General features: G+C 67.0%; 14 protein-coding genes and 1 pseudogene. 3 read left to right on the top strand and 12 right to left on the bottom strand.

The annotated features are described in order from the left end of the window. The first annotated feature begins 29 nt into the window (after positions 1–29). Together HYG77_RS17765 and HYG77_RS17760 are read left to right on the top strand one after the other, a co-directional pair. The gene (locus HYG77_RS17765; RefSeq protein ID WP_208963434.1) at positions 30–938 is read left to right on the top strand and encodes an ABC transporter ATP-binding protein; all 909 of its coding nucleotides are present in this window, start codon (positions 30–32) and stop codon (positions 936–938) included. Continuing rightward, positions 935–2,536 carry a hypothetical protein gene (locus HYG77_RS17760; protein WP_208960078.1) on the top strand — a complete coding sequence of 534 codons (1,602 nt, stop codon included), beginning with the start codon at positions 935–937 and terminating at the stop codon, positions 2,534–2,536. Before HYG77_RS17765 ends, HYG77_RS17760 begins: the two co-directional genes overlap by 4 nt. Positions 2,537–2,578: 42 nt before the next feature. Here HYG77_RS17760 and HYG77_RS17755 read toward each other — a convergent pair whose 3' ends face one another. The 6 genes from HYG77_RS17755 to HYG77_RS17730 form a co-directional block, all read right to left on the bottom strand. After that, on the bottom strand, positions 2,579–3,478 hold the full coding sequence (locus HYG77_RS17755; protein WP_208960077.1) for an alpha/beta hydrolase: 900 nt from the start codon (positions 3,476–3,478) through the stop codon (positions 2,579–2,581). A 250-nt stretch (positions 3,479–3,728) separates the two neighbouring features. Next, a complete protein-coding gene (locus HYG77_RS17750; protein ID WP_244372928.1) occupies positions 3,729–5,735 on the bottom strand; it encodes an APC family permease in 2,007 nt (668 codons plus the stop codon). Between the two features lie 256 nt (positions 5,736–5,991). After that, positions 5,992–8,154, bottom strand: coding sequence for an acyltransferase family protein (locus tag HYG77_RS17745; RefSeq protein ID WP_208960075.1), 2,163 nt, complete (start codon positions 8,152–8,154; stop codon positions 5,992–5,994). A 96-nt stretch (positions 8,155–8,250) separates the two neighbouring features. Next, positions 8,251–8,922 (bottom strand): TrkA family potassium uptake protein, encoded by a 672-nt coding sequence (locus HYG77_RS17740; protein ID WP_244372926.1) that lies wholly within the window; start codon positions 8,920–8,922, stop codon positions 8,251–8,253. Next, positions 8,915–10,282 (bottom strand): potassium transporter TrkG, encoded by a 1,368-nt coding sequence (locus HYG77_RS17735; protein WP_280123268.1) that lies wholly within the window; start codon positions 10,280–10,282, stop codon positions 8,915–8,917. Before HYG77_RS17735 ends, HYG77_RS17740 begins: the two co-directional genes overlap by 8 nt. Continuing rightward, a complete protein-coding gene (locus tag HYG77_RS17730; protein ID WP_208963431.1) occupies positions 10,279–11,481 on the bottom strand; it encodes a glycosyltransferase family 87 protein in 1,203 nt (400 codons plus the stop codon). Before HYG77_RS17730 ends, HYG77_RS17735 begins: the two co-directional genes overlap by 4 nt. 536 nt (positions 11,482–12,017) lie before the next feature. Here HYG77_RS17730 and HYG77_RS17725 point away from each other — a divergent pair. Beyond that, positions 12,018–13,139: a PQQ-dependent sugar dehydrogenase gene (locus HYG77_RS17725; RefSeq protein WP_244461365.1), complete on the top strand. Its 1,122-nt coding sequence runs from the start codon at positions 12,018–12,020 to the stop codon at positions 13,137–13,139. Positions 13,140–13,207: 68 nt separating this feature from the next. Here HYG77_RS17725 and HYG77_RS17720 read toward each other — a convergent pair whose 3' ends face one another. From HYG77_RS17720 to HYG77_RS17695, 6 genes and pseudogenes are all read right to left on the bottom strand, one after another. Further along, positions 13,208–14,179 carry a TIGR00341 family protein gene (locus HYG77_RS17720; protein ID WP_208960074.1) on the bottom strand — a complete coding sequence of 324 codons (972 nt, stop codon included), beginning with the start codon at positions 14,177–14,179 and terminating at the stop codon, positions 13,208–13,210. A gap of 404 nt (positions 14,180–14,583) precedes the next feature. Further along, complete coding sequence (locus tag HYG77_RS17715) at positions 14,584–15,594, bottom strand: alpha/beta fold hydrolase (RefSeq protein ID WP_208960073.1); 1,011 nt, start codon at positions 15,592–15,594, stop codon at positions 14,584–14,586. Between the two features lie 111 nt (positions 15,595–15,705). Then, entirely contained in the window at positions 15,706–16,767 is a 1,062-nt protein-coding gene (locus HYG77_RS17710) for a helix-turn-helix domain-containing protein (protein WP_230989996.1), read from the bottom strand. Between the two features lie 9 nt (positions 16,768–16,776). Further along, positions 16,777–17,748 (bottom strand): alpha/beta hydrolase, encoded by a 972-nt coding sequence (locus tag HYG77_RS17705; protein WP_208960072.1) that lies wholly within the window; start codon positions 17,746–17,748, stop codon positions 16,777–16,779. A 102-nt stretch (positions 17,749–17,850) separates the two neighbouring features. Continuing rightward, a pseudogene (locus tag HYG77_RS17700) lies at positions 17,851–18,638 on the bottom strand (pirin family protein). 48 nt (positions 18,639–18,686) lie between these two features. After that, positions 18,687–19,196 (bottom strand): VOC family protein, encoded by a 510-nt coding sequence (locus HYG77_RS17695; RefSeq protein ID WP_208960071.1) that lies wholly within the window; start codon positions 19,194–19,196, stop codon positions 18,687–18,689. Between the last annotated feature and the right edge of the window lie 77 nt (positions 19,197–19,273).

Raw genomic sequence — 19,273 nt, 5'->3', positions numbered from 1 at the left:
CCTTCCGACATCAGGAACCTCCATGAGCACTGTCATCGAGGCACGTTGGCCTCAGCAAAAAATTTGGACCCGTCACCGCCCTCGACCACCTCGACCTGGCAGTCGGCGCCGGCGAGGTGGCCGGGTTCCTCGGCCCGAACGGGGCCGGGAAATCGACCACCATCCGCATCCTGCTCGGGTTGCTGCGCCCCGACGGCGGGAAGGCGACCGTACTCGGACTAGATCCGTGGCGCGACGCCGTTCAGCTGCACCAGCGCCTGGCCTATGTGCCCGGCGATGTCAGCCTGTGGCCCACCCTGACCGGCGGTGAAGCCATCGATCTGCTGTGCCGGTTGCGCGGACACGTCAACCCTGCCCGCCGCGCCGACCTGATCGACCGCTTCGAACTCGACCCCCGCAAGAAATGCCGGACCTACTCCAAGGGCAACCGGCAAAAGGTCGCCCTGATCGCCGGGTTGGCCTCGGATGTGGAACTGCTCATTCTGGACGAGCCCACCTCCGGGCTGGACCCGTTGATGGAACAGGTTTTTCAGCAGTGCATCGACGAGGCCACCGAGGCCGGCCGCTCGGTGCTGCTGTCCAGTCACATCCTGGCCGAGGTCGAAAAGCTCTGCGACACCGTCACCATCATCCGGGACGGGCGAACGGTGGAAAGCGGAACGCTCGACCAGCTGCGGCACCTGACCCGTTCGACGATCACCGTCACCGCCGAACGCGATCCCGCCGGGCTCGCCCAGCTGGCCGGGGTACACGAACTGCGGATCGAACGCGGCCGCACCGTCTTCGAGGCCGATCATGCCTACCTCGGCGACATCGTCCGGGCTCTTGCCGACTACGGGGTGCGCAGTCTCGAAAGCGCCCCGCCCTCACTCGAAGAGTTGTTCCTGCGCCACTACGGCGACGCTCGCACCGCGGCCGTCGTGGGGGGTGTGCGATGACCGCCCTGCGCGCCACCCTCACCCTGCTGCGTTTCACTCTGCGGCGGGATCGGATCAAGCTGCCCGCCTGGGTGCTCGGGATCGCGGTAATGACGATGTATTTCGCCAATGCCCTGAAACTGGCCTACCCCACCGAGCAGGACATCGCGAACGTCGCCTCCTTCGCCCGCAGCCCCGCCGCGATCATGATGTCCGGCCCCGGCTACGGCATGGATACCCCCACCCTGGAGGCGTTCCTAGCCAACCAGTACGCCCTCTATCTGATGGTCGCGGCGGCGCTGATGAATATTCTGCTGGTTGTGCGGCACACCCGGCTCGAGGAGGAAGACGGGCGTACCGAACTGGTCCTGGCCGGGGTGGTCGGCCGATTCGCGCCGCTGACTGCGGCGATGCTCACCGCCCTCGTCGCGAACACCGCTTTGATCGTGGCCGGCACCGCTGCCCTGGCCGGTACCGGGTTCGATGCCGCCGGTTCGCTGCTGCTTCTATCCGGATTCGCCGCCGTGGGAATGGTTTTCGCTGCGGTCGCAGCGCTGACATCTCAGTTGACCGAGCACGCGCGGGCAGCCACCGGGTGGGCCGGCGCCGTCCTCGGGGCCGCGTTCGTGGTGCGGGGGGTCGGTGACCTTGCCGCCGAGCACGGCAGCGCCCTGTCCTGGCTGTCCCCGATCGCCTGGTCGCAGCAGACCCGGGTGTTCGTCGACCCGCGCTGGTGGCCGCTGACACTGTCGGCCGGGTTCGCCGCGCTCGCCCTGGCCTGCGCCTACCGGCTCGTGGCCCGTCGCGATATCGGGGCGGGTCTGCTGGCCCCGCGTTTGGGGCGGGCCGACGCATCGGCGGCCCTGACGAATCCGTTCGCGCTGGCGGTGCGACTCCAGCGCGGCAGCCTGATCGGCTGGGCGCTCGGGTTGAGTGTGGCCGGGCTGTTCTACGGGGCCTTCACCGAATCGATCGCCGACGCGTTCGGGGACCTGCCCGACGACATCCTGGTGATCATGGGCGGCTCCACCGGCAACCTCGTCGACGGCTACCTCGGGTTGATGGGCTTTACGATGGCGTTCCTCGCTTCCTGCTTCGCGATCGGGTCCGTCAGGCGCCTGCGCAGCGAGGAGACGGCCGGGCGAGCCGACCCGGTGCTGGCCACCGCAGCCAGCCGACTGACCTGGATGGGATCGGGGGTGGGCGCGGCGGCTGCGGGGGCGGTGCTGCTACTCGGCCTCTCCGGCGTCGCGACCGGAATCGGGGCGGCGTTGGTGACCGGGAACACCGGCTACGTCATCACGCTCGAGCTCGCGTATCTCGCGCACACCCCCGCGGTCTTGGTCGTGGCCGCGGTAGCCGCGCTGTTGTTCGGTCTCGCACCGAAGGCGTTCGCCCTGGTGTGGATTCTGCCGGTGTTCGGGTACCTGGTCGGCACCTTCGGCCCGCTCCTGCAACTGCCGGGCTGGGTGCAGGGCCTGTCCCCGCTGGGCTACATCCCGCAGATGCCGCTGGAATCATTCACTGCGACACCGCTGGTGGTCCTCGCCGCGCTCGCGGCCGTGGCCGCGGCCGCGGGACTGGTCGCCTTCCACGGCCGGGACGTCGCCGCCACCTGAATCACACGAGGGTACAGCGGCGCCCGAACCGGGAACGAGTGCTCACACGGTGTCCTTCTCACTGGGAGGAATCGAGGAGGTCAGGGCCGCCACCGATTCGGGGGCTTCCCGCAGGGCGAGATGCCCGCAACCGGGCAGGATCTGGACGTCGACGCCGAGCAACGAGCGCACCCGCCCGCGCAACCGGTCCGGGCCGACCAACCGGTCGTGCTCACCGGTGGCCACGATCACCGGCACCCGCTCGGCCCAGCGACCGACCGTGCGAGCCGGCAGTGGTCGCGGCAACCGACCCGGGAAGCAGTGCTCGGCGATCATGGCGTACCAGCAGACCAGGCCCACATCCGGAATGAACCGAGGCGCCAGCAGATACGACAGCAATTGTTCGCTGTGGTCGAGGGTGGGACTGTACATCCACTGCGCCCGTATCCGGGTCAACTGCCAGGTGCGTCTGATTGCGGCGATTCCGGCCGGATTGACCAAGACCAGTCCCGCCACACGGTCACCCGGTGTAGCGGCGAGCGCGATCGCCGCCCCGAGGGCGTGCCCGACCACGATCACCGGATCGGTGCTCAGCTGGGGAAGTACTTCGTCGAGCCACTGCCCGTACAGGTGGTGCCAGTGCCGGTGCGGGCGGCGCGACGAGCTCAGACCCGGCTCGCCGGGCAAGTCAGGGACGAGGACTCGATGATTTTCCCCCAAGGCGGCGATAGCGGCCAAAGTTGTCGATGCGTTCAGGCCCGCACCGGGCAGCAGCACCACCGGTGGCCTACCCGTGTGGGTGCCCGCGGTCAGGACGGTGGTCGAGCCCAGGGCGGTGTCGAACCGGGTCAGGGCGTGCGGGAGGTGCCAGTGCTGCAGGCGGTCGCGGCAGGCGCGCCGGACCGGGACCCGGTCCTCGGTCTCGTGGTAAATGCCGTGGGTACCGACGGGAAGGTACTTCATGCTCATCACCGCCGGCCCGGGCGTTCCGAGCCGAACGGTGATCGGGCGGGAACAGGCAAACGGTACGGCGCGATCCACATGGCGGAAGTCCTTGTCCTGGTCGGGATAGAGCGGAACACTTTGCCGACCAGACTTCCCGGCGCACCACCCTCACCCTACCGTGGCCGACGGAAAATCGGACACCGCCCCGCCGGTGGGGACGTCCCGCGGCGGTGGGTGCCGCCGTCGACCGCGGTGGTCACAAAGGTGGTCAGGGTGGGGAGTCCGTGCCGGTGATGCCGCGGCGGACCTCCCCGGGGCTGTGCTCGATGTGGGTGAGATCCCGGCGGCCGGTCGAGTGCAATTGCCAGGGCACGCTGGTGACCATCACACCCGGCTCGAACAACAACCGTCCTTTCAGGCGCAGTGAGCTCTGGTTGTGCAGCAGGTTCTCCCACCACCGCCCGACCACGTACTCGGGGATATAGACGGCCACCACATCGCGGGGGCTGGTGCGGCGGAGTCGTTTGACGTAGTCGACGACCGGCCGGGTGATGTCACGGTACGGGGACTCGATCACGGTGAGCGGGATGCTGACCTCGTGACTGTCCCAGTCCCGGTGCAGCTGGCGGGTGTCGGCGTCGTCGACATTCACCGTCAGGGCGACGAGGGTGTCCGGGCGGGTGGCACGGGCGAACTTGATCGCCCGGTTGGTGGCCTTGTGCCAGCCGGAGACCAACACCACGGCATGCACCCGGCTGGGCAAGGTCTCCTCGTCGTCGCCGTCGGACTCGAGTTCAGCCCGCACCGCCGCGTAGTGCCGGTGAATGCCGTGCATGAGCAGGCACAACACCGGAATGGCGATGACGACCAGGAAAGCGCCGTGGGTGAACTTGGTGACCATGACGACGACGAGGACGATGCCGGTGAAACAGGCCCCGAATGCGTTGATGCCGCGGGCGCGGTAGATGCGGCGCCGGTCCACCGGGGTGGGAGCGCCGGCGAGTTCGCGGTTCCAGTGGCGCACCATCCCGGCCTGACAGAAGGTGAACGAGGTGAACACCCCCACGATGTAGAGCTGGATCAGCCGAGTCGCGGATCCGTCGAACGCGTAGATCAGGGTGCCGGCGATCACCGCGAGCACAATGATGCCGTTCGAGTAGGCCAACCGGTCCCCACGGGTGTGCAGCTGACGAGGAAGATATCGGTGCTGGGCCAGAATCGAACTCAGCAGCGGGAACCCGTTGTAGGCGGTGTTCGCGGCCAGGATCAGGATCAGCGCCGTCGTGGCCTGCATATAGAAGAACAAGATGCTCTCGCTACCGAACACCGCTGCAGCGATCTGGGCGATGACGGTGCGCTGCGGATCGGTGGCACAGTCCCCGGCGAATCCGATGAGATCGCAGGTGTTTTCGGTGACCCGAGTATGCGAGACCAGCGCGAGCGCGGTCACCCCGGTGAACATGGTGATCGAGATGGCACCCATCGCGACCATCGTGCGGGCAGCATTGAGGGCCTTGGGTTTACGGAAGGCGGGGACCCCATTGGAGATGGCCTCGACCCCGGTCAGTGCAGTACACCCGGAGGAGAACGCGCGCAGCACCAAAAACGCCACCGCCAGACTGTTCAGACCGACCTGTTCGGCATGGATCTGATACTGCGCGCTTTCCGCGACCGGCGGATCGCCCAGCAGCGCCCGGGAAAGCCCGATCACCATCATCACCAGGACTCCGGCGACGAACGCGTAGGTCGGAGCGGCGAACGCCCGCCCGGATTCACGGATCCCGCGCAGATTCATCGCCGTGAGCAGCACGATGAAACCCAGGCACAGTGCGACCCGGTGCGCGTTGAGATCAGGGAATGCCGAGATGATGTTGTCCACCCCAGCCGCGACGGACACCGCGACGGTCATCACGTAGTCGACCAGCAACGCGGCCGCGACGATCAGCCCGGCAACCGGCCCCAGATTCTCCGAAGCCACCTCGTAGGAGCCGCCGCCACTGGGATAGGCCCGCACCACCTGCCGGTAGGACAACACCACCACCGAGAGAAGCACGACGACGGCGCCGGCGATCCACGGCGCCAGGTAGAGATAGGTCAACCCGCCCAGGGTCAGGATCAGCAGAATCTCCTGCGTCGCATACGCCACCGACGACAGCGGGTCGCTGGCGAACACCGGCAGCGCGATCCGCTTCGGCAGCAGGGTGCGCCCGAGCCGATCACTACGGAACGGGCGCCCCAGCAACACCCTTTTGAGCACCGACGCTGTGGAGGCCACAACGATCGAGCCTAGATTCACTCGGGCGGCCATGGCGGTGTTCGGACATAGAGATCCCGTAAAGAATCGTCGGTGCGCGAAGCCCGTCGAGACCCTGCCGGGGTCGGCGGGGTCCTATCGTCGCGGGCGGGGAGATCCCGACGCGAGTTCGCCAGAGGCACGGGTCCCCGGGATGGTCGCCACACACTGCTCCCCGGTTGCCCGTGTGGATCGAAGGGCACTGTCGTCCGGTCAGTGCCGTGCGGTGGGGGCTGGGCTACCACCAGCCGGTGGTAGCCCCGATCTGCCGGTCGAGTTCGGGGGCGAGGCTGCGCACATAGGTCGCCGAGAGATGGTGGGAGTCGTGGTAGATGAGGATGTTGCCTTCCACGACCCGGCAGAGCGACACATCGCACACGGCGTCGGACAGATCGAGCGGATAGACCAGCGGGAACTCTGCGGCCGGGGCGAGGGCGGGATTGTGAGCGGCCAACACCGCATCGCGCGGCATCCCGCAGGTGTCGACGTCTCCGCCCTCCGCCAGGCAGTCGATCGCCCGATACGGAACCCCGTCGCGATGCAGCCAGGGGGTGTCCCGAAGGCCGAGGAACGTCAGCCCGTAGTCGGCGTACCGGGTCCAGACCTGAATGTAGTCGTCCGGGGTGATGTCGCCCGGCCCGTCCGGGTTCGGGCGGGTCGCGGTCGAAAGCACCGCGTCCGGGCGGTCGTCGCGGAGGCGGTCGAGGACCTCGGCGGACCAGTCCCGGCAGTCGGGGTACGGCTGATCGCCGAGCATCGGTTCGTCGGAAAGGGTGAGTGGGCAGCCCATCTTCAGATACGACACGATCCGAACACCGCGGGTACTTCCGATGGTGTCGAGGGCGGTGAGCCAATGTTCGGCGTGGGAGCTGCCGACCACCGCGAGTGTCCGGTCGGCGGCGGGATCGCCGTAGGTGCAGGTGATCACGTCCCTGGTGCTCATGTCAGAGATGCACCCGTCGAAACTGGAGGGGGGTAGGTCGCCAGGTGCCTCGAGGAGGGTGGGGCGCATTTTGGCGTGCGGGGTGAACGCGCCATCGAGTAGTTTCGCGGCACCGGGATAGATTTTCGGGTCGAGCTCACCGACTCGGGCCGCGGTTTCCGGATTGTGCGACAGATACCACTGCCAGCCCCCTGCTGCGGCTATCACCGCAGCCCCGGCAGCGGTGACGACCGTGGTGACGATTCGAGGGCGACCGCGGCCGGGTCGCGCGGCCGAGGGTGACGCCGATCCGCGGCGCAGTGGTGTTTCCACCCACACGTGGGTGAGCCGGGCCAGGACCAGCGAAACGGCGAGCACGATCAGCCCACCCACCGGCCCGACGGCGGGCCGTTCACGCCAAGTGAGGTAGAAGATCAATACCGGCCAATGCCACAGATACAGCGCATACCCGATCGCACCGAGCTCGACGAGCGGCCGTGCGGCGAGGAACCGCACCACCGTGGGCGCGTTTGGGGTGTGGGCGTCGATCCCGGCGCCGGCCAGGATCACCGCGGCGGTGGCAAGGACGGGGATCAGTGCGGCCGGGCCCGGAAACAGGTGTGCCCCGTCCACCACCAGCCCGCACACGACGATCGTCGCCAGGCCGGTCCCGGCGAGCACCGCACGAGTTACCGGCGGCAGCGTCACCCGGCCGATCACACATGCCAGCAGGGCGCCGACCAGCAATTCCCACACCCGGGCAGCGGTGTCGTAGTACGCCCACCCCTGGTGGGTGCGGGAGACCTCTGCCGCATACAGCAGCGACACCGCACCGGCTGCCGTGATCACTGCGGCGGTGACCGGCCGCACCACCGCCGCGATTCCGGCCCGGCGGCACCCGGCAGCGAGTATCACCACGACGATCAGGATCAGAAAATAGAACTGGCCCTGCACGGACATCGACCACAGGTGCTGCATTGGGGAAACCGAGGCGTCGGCGGCCTGATAGTCGGCGGCCGTGGTCGCCAACTGCCAGTTCTGCACATACAGCAGCGACGTGACCAGCTGCTCGGCGACCACACTCCACTGAGTGAACGGTCGTGTGAGGACGGTGACGGCCGCGGTGGTCGCCAACACCACCACCAGCGCCGGCAGCAGCCGGCGGGCGGTTCTCCCCAGTACCGCTCGCATCGATGGGCCACCCCCGGCACCGGATCGCCGCAGCAGCATGCCGGTGAAGAAGAACCCAGAGAGCACCAGGAACACATCGACACCGCCGGACACTCGGCCGAGCCACAGATGAAAGATCACCACCAAAGCGATCGCCAGGCCCCGCAGCCCATCGAGATCGTGTCGGTACCGGTGCGGGTCGGCGCGGGTAGCGGACACCGGGGCGCTGGGCCGGTGCCCGGTTTCCGGACTCGCGCCGGTGTTCTGGCCCCCGACGGGTCTGCCGTGGGGGTGGGGATCGGTGTTCATCGGTGTCTTTTCGGTCGGCCGGCGTCGACCCGGTCCCTGGAACTCGTCGTCCGACAAGGGAAACGGGACCGGGAGGTTCAGATGTCAGCTGGCGGGTCAGGTCAGGTCGGCGAAGAGTTCGACCTGGGTGCTACGGCCGGCGACGATGAGGATGTCCCCGTCACGCACGACGGTGTCGAGGGCCGCGTGGGTGAAGTCCTCGCCGGGATGCTTGATCGCGACCACGGTGATCCCGTATTTGCTGCGGATCCCGCTCTCGGCCAGCGGGGACCCGATGATCGCCGGTGGGGCCAGGGTCTTGACCATGGCATAGTCCTCTTCGAACTCGATGTAGTCGAGCATCCGTCCGGTGACCAGGTGCGCGACCCGCTCACCCATGTCGTGTTCGGGCAGCACGACATGGTGGGCGCCGACCCGTTCCAGGATGCGTCCGTGCTGGCGGCTGGTCGCCTTCGCCCAGATATTCGCGATCTCGAAGTCCGCCAGCAGGGAGGTGGTCAGGATGCTCGATTCGAGATCGGTGCCGATGCTGACCACGGCGTGCCGGAACTCCGGGATCCCGAGCTGCTCGAGAGCGTCCCGGTTGGTGGTGTCGGCGACGGCGGTGTGGGTGAGCTCGTCGGCGTAGCGCTGCACCCGTTCCGGGTCGGAGTCCACCCCCAGCACGTCGGAGCCGCGGACAACCAGTTCCCGGGCGAGGGAGCCGCCGAAGCGTCCCAGCCCGATCACGGTGACGCGGGGGACGTGGCGTTTCGGTGTTCTAGCCAACGATGGGTCTCTCCTCAGGTAGTTCGTAGCGGCGGCCACGTTCGCGCAGGGCGAGCGCGGAGGCCAGGGTGATCGGGCCCAGGCGCCCGACGAACATCAGCGCCACCAGCAGTATCTGCCCGGCCGCCGGCAGGTCGGCGGTGATCCCCGCCGACAGGCCGACGGTGCCGAATGCGGAGACGACCTCGAACAGGACAGCGTCGAGATCGAAGTCGGTCAGCAACAGCAGAGTCAGGGTGCCGGCCATGACCGCGCCCACCCCGAGCAGGGCCACGGTGATCGCCTGCCGCTGCACCATCGCCGACAACCGCCGGCCCATGACGTGCACGGTGGGTTCGCCGCGGATCTCGGTGATGATGACGAACGCCAACAACGCGAAGGTGGTGACCTTGATCCCACCCGCTGTGCCCGCGCTGCCGCCGCCGATGAACATCAGCACATCGGTCAGCAGCAGGGTCGACGGGTGCATGCCGGCGATGTCGACCGAGTTGAAGCCCGCCGTCCGCGGCGAGATACCGGCGAACGTCCCGGCCAGGAGCTTGCCGGGCACACCGAGCGGACCGAGGGTGTGCGGGTTGGCCCATTCGATCGCCGTGATCGACAGCACCGCGACCACGGCGAGGACACCGTAGGTGAGCAGGGTGATCTTGGTGTGCAGCGACCAATGCGACGCAGTTCGATTCCGTGTGGCAGTGCGCCTCATCGAGCGGGTGACCTCGAAGATCACCGGGAATCCCAGACCACCGATGACGAGGGCGGCCATCACTGGGACGATGATCCACGCGTCGGTCTGAAACCGGGTCAGGCTGTCGGCGTAGAGAGCGAATCCGGCGTTGTTGTACGCCGAGATCGCGTGAAAGATCCCCGAATACATCGCCTGCCCGAGCGGTTGGTGATACCCGGCCGCGAACCGGGCGGTCAGAATGATCGCGACGACGACTTCGACGGCCACACTCATTTTCAGGACCCCGAGGACGACCCGTTTGCTCTCACCCAGGCGCAGGCTCTTCGTCTCGGTCTGCGCCACCAGTTGCATCCGCAGCCCCATCCGGCGGGCAACGAGCAGGCCGAGTAGTGATGCGAGGGTCATGATGCCCAACCCGCCGATCTGGATGAGTCCGAGGATGACCAGTTCACCGAACAACGACCAATAGGTGCTGGTGTCGACCACCACGAGACCGGTCACGCAGACCGCCGAGGTGGCGGTAAACAGCGCGGTCACCGGATCGGTCGCCTCCCCGGCTTCCGACGAGAACGGCAGCATCAACAACACGGTGCCCAGCACGGTGGCCGCGCCGAAGCCCATCACCACCAACCGGGCCGGGTGCCTGGCGCTGGGCAGAAACCGGGTCGGCGTCACTGGACCATCACATCTTGTTTGGCCGGTGACGCCGGCGCGACTCGTCGAGCCGCGAGCCGGCGGTGCAGCAACACCCCAAAGATCACGATCAGCAGCAGCGACCACCCGAGGGTGGTCTTCATGTACTCGGCGGCGCGCCCGGCCTCGGGAAACCTGCCCGAGAGCCAACTGTCGTAGCTGAGGAACCCGTACACCGCCAACCAGGCCGGCCAGTTCCGCATCACCGAGTTCGGCAACACCACCGACAGCAACAACGGCACCAGCATCATCGAGTAATACATCTGCCCGAGCGAGCCGAGCAGGAACGACCCGGTCAGCAACACCCCGGAGGTGGTGGTGACGAAGAACACCTCGTCACTGCGGTGATACCGGCACAGCAACCACACCGAGCCCAGCACCAGCAGCGCGAACAACCCCCGCAGACCGGTGATCAGCAGCGACGGGAGACCATAGTAGGTGCCGTTGCCGACGATGGCGCTGTTGAAGTAGTCCCGCGACTGCATCAGATACGGGGCGGTGTGTGTGAGGAACGCGGCAGGATCGGCCGCCAGCGGCCACGCCACAGCGGTCAGCACCACAGGTATCCCGAGCGCGGTGACGAAGACCCTCCACTGGCCCCGCACCAACGGCAGCAGCAGCAGCGGCGCAAGAATCGGTTTCACCGCGAACGTCAGTCCGATCGCGGCGCCGGACCAGTAGTCCCGGCGGCGCAGCAGCAGAAGCAGAAAAACGATCTCCCCGAGCAGTACCAGACCGTTGATATTGGTGAACACCAACGTGTTGGTCACCGCCTCCGAGAAGAAGGCCCCCAGCAGCAGAAGCGGGGCAGCCAGCGACCGCAGTCCGAGGCCGAACATGCGCAGCAGAAGATACAGCGCCACCAGGATCGCGGCGGTGTTGGCAAGGATGAACACCCACCGGGACAGCTCCGGCGGCAGCACCGCGATCGGAGCGATCAACAGCGTTCCGCTCGGCGGATACAGATAGTGCGGGTCCACCGACGAGAAGTCCGCGGTATAGACCTCCCGGCGGTTCCAGAACGCCACCGCCGCCGTGTAGACCGGCGCGAAGTCGTCGGTGATGTACCCGTCGACCGCCTTGATCAGCACCCGCTGCAACGCCGTCATCACCGCGACCGGCCACAGCACCGCAGCGGCCACGGCAACCGGATCCCGCGGACCCTCGACCAGTTCGGCCATCGTCCGCCGCCAGGTAACCGGCCGCCACGCGGAGCTCACACCGCTCCCGAAGAGCGCACCCGAGATCGGGGGAAAACAGCCGGGTGCACCACACACCGTGAATTCATACGGAAGTCCTTGCTCTGCGTTCGCCGAATACACCGCCGACCAGACTTCCCGGCACACCGTCGGCCACTCTAACGCCGCCGGGTCATCCGAAGAAACCGCCATCGACTCGGAAGTCCGGCGGCGAGCTGCAGTCGCAACCGCCCGTTTCGGAGGTGGCGGCACAGCAACGCGTAGGGTGCCCGCCCGAGAGCTCCTCCGCCGGCGGCTCCCGCTCCGGCCGAAAAGAGGAGGAAGCACGCCTCGAGTGGTTGACGATCCGTTATCGAAAGCCTCTTTGGCATAGATTCTCGCCGGGCTCGCCGGGCCAGAAATTTCGTGTCGACCACCGACCCTTCCGATGCACCTGCTGCCATGATTAGAGGGTGAGTCGGGTGCCCTCAGTGTGGTCACTGGTCGGTCGCTGCCGCCGGCGACGGGCATCGGTCGTCGTGATCGTGACCTGTTGGACGGCCGCGACGGCATGCGGTCCAGCGCCGTCTCACGATGCGGAGTCCTTTCCCCCGCTCGACGTCGTCACCGAGATCGACGGGCTCGACCATCCCTGGGACGTAGTGGCCGCCCCGGACGGCACCCTACTGACGGGCGAGCGCTCCGGCCGCTTCGCCGTCCGACGACCCGACGGCAGCACGGGCGTGCTCGCGGCGGATGTGTCCGACCTCGTCGTCCACGACGAACTCGGCCTGATGGGAATCGCCCTCGCCCCCGACTTCGCCGCCACCCGCACCCTGTACACCTGCCAGACCCACACGACCGGCGAGGTCACCGACATCCGGGTGCAAGCCTGGACCGCGGACCTCGACTGGACCGTGCTGGCCCCGACCCGAGTCTTGGTCACCGGACTTCCGCTGAGCGTCCGCGGCCGGCACGGTGGCTGCCGCCTCCTCCCCCATCCCGACGGAACACTGTTGATCGGCACCGGTGACGCCACCCAAGCGAGCGCACCTCAGGACCCAAACTCCCTCGGCGGGAAGGTGTTACGAGTCGACGCCATCACCGGTGAACCCGCCACGGGAAACCCGTTCGCTGACAGCGCGGTCTACACGCTCGGCCACCGCAACGTCCAAGGACTGGCGATCCGCCCCGACACCGGCGACATCTACTCCATCGAACAGGGCACTCATCGCGACGACGAAGTGAACCGGCTGATTCCCGGCGCAAACTACGGCTGGCACCCGGACACCGGAGACGGCTTCTACGACGAATCCGTGCCGATGACCGACCCGGATCGAGTACCCGGGGCGATCGAGGCGGTGTGGAGTTCCGGCCCTGCCACCATCGCCACCGCGAGCGGCTCATTCGTCACCGGATCCGGCTGGGGCACCTGGTCCGGTGCTCTCGCGGTCGGAGTACTGAAGGGCCGCCAGGTACGGTTCCTGCGACTCGACCCCGCCGGGATCCGTGTGATCGCCGAGGCCATCCCCCCGGAACTGACCGGCACATTCGGCCGCATCCGCACCGTCGCCGCCCAAGCCGACGGGTCACTGCTCGTCACCACCGACAACGGAAACGACGACAAAGTGCTCCGTATCACCCCCGCCAGCAGACGATAGGCTCCCACCTGCCCTGCGGGTGCACCCGAAGCGTGACGAAACTTATCGCCACTATCGGTGAGCGGTTCTCATTCAGCCACGAGCCGGCTCCCGACGGTGTGCACGACCTGCACGTCCGGGTTCCAGGGGATCAGCGCCTCGACGGTTTGCTCGAGCTCGCCGAGCGACGGCAGCGTTTCGGGACCGAGGACCGCGACCGTGGCCGTGCCGCCCTGCCAGGTGACATCGGTGACCTCGGCGCCGGGGGTGCCGGCCAGCCATTGCTCGGCTGCGGTGTTGATCTGCCGTGCCCACACCGATGACAGGGAGTTGACCACCATCGGGATCGCGACCACGAGCAGCACCACCGTCAGGAGGGTATAGGCCCGTCGCCGGTGCGAGCCGGTGACACTGTCGACCTCCCCGGCGTATCCCGCGGCCACGAGCACAGCCGTCGAGGTGATAACCATCGCCACCACATTCGATGCGAACAGCACGAATGCACCCGCTGCCAGGGAGGGGGACCCCGATCCCAGGCACACCCCCACGACCGCGAGCGGAGGTACCAGGGAGATGGCGATGGCGACCCCGGGCAGGACGTCACCGACATCTTTTCGGGCGATGGCGATGGCACCGACCAGTCCGGTGGCCAGTGCGGCGGCCAGGTCCATCAGCGTCGGGGAGGTTCGGCCGAGTACTTGCGAATTGGATAGCACGTTCGTCGGATTCGGCAATACCTGCGCGAACACCACACCTAACACGACGACCAGAACGATGCCCGCTGCGACGTAAAGCAGACTCTGTGCGATCAGGCGGCCGCTGCCGGTAGTGATGCCCAACCCCACCCCGAGGATAGGCGTCGACAGCGGTGCGACGATCATCGCGCCGATCACCGTGGCGGTGGAATCACCGACCACCCCGGCCACTGCGATCACCGCCGACAAGGTCAACATCACCCAGAACGCGGAACGCTTCGCGCCTGTATCACCGACCGAGAAGTTGAGGCGTTCGTCGAGCTGGGCCAACGTCCGACGTTGCCCATCGGGAACGAGTTTCTGCATACAACCCCCTCACCGTCGCGGCCGAACACCACTGTTCGCCGTCGAATCGCCTCGCATCCCCAACTAGACGGGGCGTCAGGATCGCGAAGTTCGGGGCCGGGTCGTCGAGGTAGCCGACCAGTTCGCCCAGCAGGGCGCGGTGCAGGTCCGGTTGGTCAGGGTGAAAGCCGCGTCCTGACTCGTCATGGTTCTCCTCTCACGAGAACACGACCGTCGACGGCGAGATCCCCGACGATCGCGGTCGGTTCGTCACGTCAACACGCAGTATCCAAACGTGTCGACGTGGGCTCGACCCTGTCATCACCCGCTGGCCGTTGCTTCATCCGTCGTGGGTGATTCTCCGTCCGAGCGGCGAGGAACTGGCCTCCGCGGAGCCGTTGTGCTGGGGCCGGGAAGGCACCCACCTACGTAGGGCTTCCGAATCCGGGCATTCCAAGACTGTCGGCGAGCCACCAGCAGACCGCCTGCGCGTAGAGGTCGGGCGCCTCAACGGGTAGTAGGTGTCCAACGTCATCGATGGGTCGGGGTGTCCAGCCCGGCCGTCGGGCGTGCTGCATGAGCGACGTGGGGTCGACAATGTGATCGTCCCTTCCCCACAGCACAAGCACGGGCACCCGCACGCAATCGAGCGCCTCGTTCGTCTGTCTTTGCGTGATGAACATCGCTTTGACGATCGACGCGAATGCCGTGGCCGTGCCCCCGAGCCGTTCCGGGTGTGCGCGTGCCGCCTCGAGGCCATCGAGCCACAGCTCGACTTGTGCTCGTGAGACACGAGCCGGGTTGCCACCGACGAGGCCGGTCCTGAGACCTGAGATGGAGCCCGCGTTTGTGATCGCGGTTCGCTTGGCGTCGAGTATGCGCCCGCCCGTCAGTCGCAATATCATCCGCGTCGTCGGCGGGCCGGCTGCGACGACGAGGCGCCCCAGCGTCTGCCACCCGAGTGCCTCGGCTAGCGACGTCCGGCGCCACGGTAGCGTCGGAGCCGCCAAGACGACTCCCAGCGTATTCTCGGGCATTTTCGTGGCGGCCAGCGCCGCCACCAAACCACCCATCGACCAGCCGTGCAGCACCAGCTGGCTCTCGAGGCGGAGCTGCCGGACGAAGGCCGCCACGAAGCGAGCGTCCAGGTCCGCGCGTGGCCCGTGCCGATACAGATCACCGGTGTGGCCGGCAATCGTCCCTGGGACGTCGACGGAAATCACCGGCCCGAGCCGGCGCAGGTGAGGAACGAGATCAATCCACATGCTCGCGCTACCGGTCATCGGGGGCACCAGCAGGTGAACTGGCGCGTCGGGAGGCGCGGTCGAAGCGGGCTCCGCTCGGACATAGTGCACGGCCACGCCGCACACGCTCGTCGACACGCTGCGCAACCCCGCCCACTGCTGCGACCGGGCGCCCCAGTCGTCGTATCGCACGTGTATCCCTTCCTCCTCATTCAATGGGAGTCGACCAGCGAGTTTTCGACAAGTAGTCGATCAGGAGGGGGAAGTGATCACCGAGCCGCCGGCCGCCGCGGGGTGAGCTCGTCACCGGTTGTCGATCACCATCATCAGTGCCGTCGCACGAGCCCGATTCTCGATCGCGTCGACAGCGAAACCCAGATGCCTGGACAGCTTGGTCAGCCGGTGCGCAACGCTGCTGTGGTGCAGGTGCATGCTCTCCGCCGCGGCCCGCAGTGTTCCCGACCGCAGATACACCCGCAGCGTCGCCAGCAACTCCGCCCCTTGTTCGGAGTCGCGCAGTTCGGCGGCGTGAACAAGATCGGGAATCGCGGCGTGTGCGAGGCTCTGTCCTGCGACCAGTAGGTTGAGGGCGCCGAGGTCGTCCGCGTTTCCGATCGGTTCAAGTCCGGAAGCCTGACTACGAGCGAATTTCGCTGTGCCGACAAGTGTGTTCGCGTCCGACGCCGGGCCCGCCAGTGAGAGACCCACCTGCACGGATCGAGAGCGGGCCACGTCGGCGAATTCCTTTGTCGGCTCGCAAGATTCCGCAAGGAGCATCAGCGAATCGCCGTCCACCTCGATCTCGGTGGAGCGGCCGGGTGCGAGCTCACCGGGTAGCGGTAAGCGCGCGCCGCCGCGGGCCGTGTACACGAGCACACGGACCGGAGTCGACGGTTCGATCCGCAGCGCAGCGCATGAGGTAAGCACCGCCAGCTCGTCCATCGGAAACAGAAGATTGCGTGTGTGCTCGGCGTCGCTGAGCACACGGCGCGGTTGCAGGATGATCGCCGCGGTCAGGGCCATCCGATCGACGAGCATGTCGTCGAGCGGCAGACTCGCACCCGGTCTCTCTATCCAGACAGACCCGACCACCACATCGTCGACCACGACGTCCTTCGATGCACTGGGCGCGAGCCGGGGCTGCGGAGACCACCGCCCGCGAGGGTCGCAGCGGCGCGGCTCGGAACTGCCGGACCACCCAGAAATGTCGATACCGACGACGCAGTCGGCCAGCGCGGCACTCGCCCGGAGCATCGACGCCGTGTCCGCGCCGTGTCGGACCAGCGCGTCGAAATAGTCGATCACTCGTACCAGTCCCGCCGAGTCCGCATCGAGCTCGGCGAGCCGGTACATCAGTCCCTGCATCCAGCAACGCTACGAGGCTGGTGACACCACGCGCAAGCCTCTCCGCAGCGCGTCGAGTGCCTCCGCCATCGCGCGTTTGCTGACCTCCGCCGTCGCCAGCAATCCGGACCCGTGGAAGGTGCCGGGGAACGAATGCAGCTCCACGCTGATACCGGCGCGGAGCAGCCCGAGGGCGTAGTCGATCCCCTCGTCACGCAGCGGGTCCAATTCCATCGTGCAGAGATAGGTAGGGGGCAGGCCACGAAGATCGGTTGCGCGGGCCGGCGCCGCGTAGATCGACACATTCGGGTCTTCCGGCCCAGTGTAGGACGCCCCGAGGTAGTACTGCCACGACAGGATCGCATTGGGGCGGTGCCACAACGGAGTGTCCACGAACGTCGTCATCGAGGCGGTGGTCAGCCGGTCGTCGAGCTCGGGAATGTCAAGAAGCTGGAACGCGACCGGGACGACGCCCTCGTCACGCGCCCTCAGGACGGTTCCGGCGGCGAGCCCACCACCCGCGCTCTGACCACCGACCGCGATGCGGGAGGGATCGATTCCCCACTCGTCCGCGTGGGCGTGGAGGTGAGTCAAAGCCGCGTAGCAGTCGTCGAGCGGACCCGGAAAAGGCGTTTCCGGAGCTAACCGGTATTCGACGCTTGCGACGGCGCACCCGAGTTCCCGCACCACCTCGACGCAGAAGGGGTCGCTGGAGGCCGCCGTTCCGATCGCGAACCCGCCCCCGTGGATCCACAGAAGAACCGGCAGCGGTCCCCCCGTGTTCTCCGGCGTGAAGAACCGGACACCGACGTCCGGGTCGTCGCCGAGGCCTGGGACCGACAACTCCTGAACACGGACTCCGTCGAACGACAGATCAGCCAACAGGGAGCCGACCAGAGAGTCGAAGGTCGCCCGTGCGGAGGGCAGGTCGGAGAAATCGAGATTCGGGAGCATGGTGACCGCGGCCGCGAGTTCGGGGTCGAGCGTGGGAAATGATGTCATGCACCCAGCATGAGTCCGAATGTGGCCCAGGTCACCCAACAGCTGGAGGAAGTTGGCGAGGGAATGCCCGACGGGTGTCGGACGCCCCGGAACCCCGACCGACTACCCGGCGATCTCGGCGTGCATCTCCCACACGATGACCTCGGCACCGGTTTCGGTAGTCAGTTGCTGACCTCCACCGCCGCTGACCCGAACGGCGTCGCCCTCGCCGAGCACCCCGACGCCCTCCAGCGATGCCTCACCGCGCGCCACGAACACATGGAGGAACGGCGCGTCGGGCAGGGCGATCGGCGCCTGCCCGGGTTGCATGCGCGCAACGTGCATTGCGGCGTACTTGTTCTTGATCCGAATCGCCGAGTGGTCGGCGTACGCGGGCATGCCCGACGCGACCGGCACCAGTCCCCGGCCAGCAATTCGTGGTCGATCTCGAGTTGTTCGTAACCGGGCGTAATACCGGCTTCGTCGGGAACGACCCACATCTGGATGAAGTGCACCGGGTCGCTGTGCTGGTCGGCATGGGCACCGGCGACACCGCCCAGACGCCACGAGTCGTTCTTCTCGGAGTGCAAGATGCCGGTGCCCGCGCTCATCCGCTGAGCCAGGCCCGGGTAGATGACCCCGGAATGCCCCATCGAATCCTGATGAACCAGCGAACCCTGCAGCACCCAGGTGACGATCTCCATGTCCTGATGCGGGTGGGTGTCGAAACCCATCCCCGGAACGACGATGTCATCGTTGTTGACCATCAACACCCCGTGGTGGGTATTGGCGGGGTCGTAGTGGCGGCTGAACGAGAAGGAATGCTTGGAATCGAGCCAGCCTGCGTGGGTCTTGAAGCGGTCGTCGGCCCTGCGGACATCCAACGGGGGACGAGTTACGGCAGTGGTCATGATCGGAGCACCTTTCGAGATGTGGGAGTGGTGGTTACGGGCTCTCGATCAGAGAACGTGTGACCCGTACATTTCCCCGAGCGGGTCGGCGATGAGTTCGAGGCGGGCACCGTCGGGGTCGCGGAAGTACAGGGAGACCTCGCTGTGCTCGATCAGCTCGATGCCGGCGTCGGTCAGCTTGCGGCGCAGGTGTTCCCATCGTTCGGGTTCGACGCTGATCGCGACATGATGCAGTCCGCCGAGAACCTCCTGATAGGGGCCGATGTCGAGTCCGGGGAAGTCGAAGAACGCCAGCAGGTTGCCGTTTCCGATATCGAAGAAGAAGTGCGACGACCCGGGGTAGTCCCGATTCTCGATCAGCTCCGTGAGCGGAAACTCGAGCACATCCTGGTAGAACCGCACCGTGCGCTCGACGTCCCCGCTGATCAATGCGGTGTGATGGAGACCGCGGGCCGACGACGCAGGCCGCGTCGATACCGGCTTCAGGTGCTCGGCACGGATTCGGTCGCGCTGCGCCGCGAACCCCTCGGAGCCCTTCTGCTCGGGCGTGGTGTTCATAGCCGTGATTCCTTTCGCGAGGTGGCGACGAGGACGCCGGTCAGCTTTCGGGCCAATCGGAGTGATTGCGTCTTCAA

Source organism: Rhodococcus sp. ZPP (assembly GCF_017656075.1).
GTDB classification, from domain to species: domain Bacteria; phylum Actinomycetota; class Actinomycetes; order Mycobacteriales; family Mycobacteriaceae; genus Rhodococcus_F; species Rhodococcus_F oxybenzonivorans.
Note: the sequence above shows the minus strand (reverse complement) of the source record. Positions and strands in the feature narration are given on the sequence as shown.

Coding starts and splice junctions, on each gene's coding strand:
- HYG77_RS17760 (WP_208960078.1), top strand. CDS start 935: ATGACCGCCCTGCGCGCCACCCTCACCCTGCTGCGTTTCACTCTGCGG.
- HYG77_RS17755 (WP_208960077.1), bottom strand. CDS start 3,478: ATGAAGTACCTTCCCGTCGGTACCCACGGCATTTACCACGAGACCGAG.
- HYG77_RS17745 (WP_208960075.1), bottom strand. CDS start 8,154: ATGAACACCGATCCCCACCCCCACGGCAGACCCGTCGGGGGCCAGAAC.
- HYG77_RS17730 (WP_208963431.1), bottom strand. CDS start 11,481: ATGGCCGAACTGGTCGAGGGTCCGCGGGATCCGGTTGCCGTGGCCGCT.
- HYG77_RS17720 (WP_208960074.1), bottom strand. CDS start 14,179: ATGCAGAAACTCGTTCCCGATGGGCAACGTCGGACGTTGGCCCAGCTC.
- HYG77_RS17710 (WP_230989996.1), bottom strand. CDS start 16,767: ATGCAGGGACTGATGTACCGGCTCGCCGAGCTCGATGCGGACTCGGCG.
- HYG77_RS17705 (WP_208960072.1), bottom strand. CDS start 17,748: ATGACATCATTTCCCACGCTCGACCCCGAACTCGCGGCCGCGGTCACC.
- HYG77_RS17695 (WP_208960071.1), bottom strand. CDS start 19,196: ATGAACACCACGCCCGAGCAGAAGGGCTCCGAGGGGTTCGCGGCGCAG.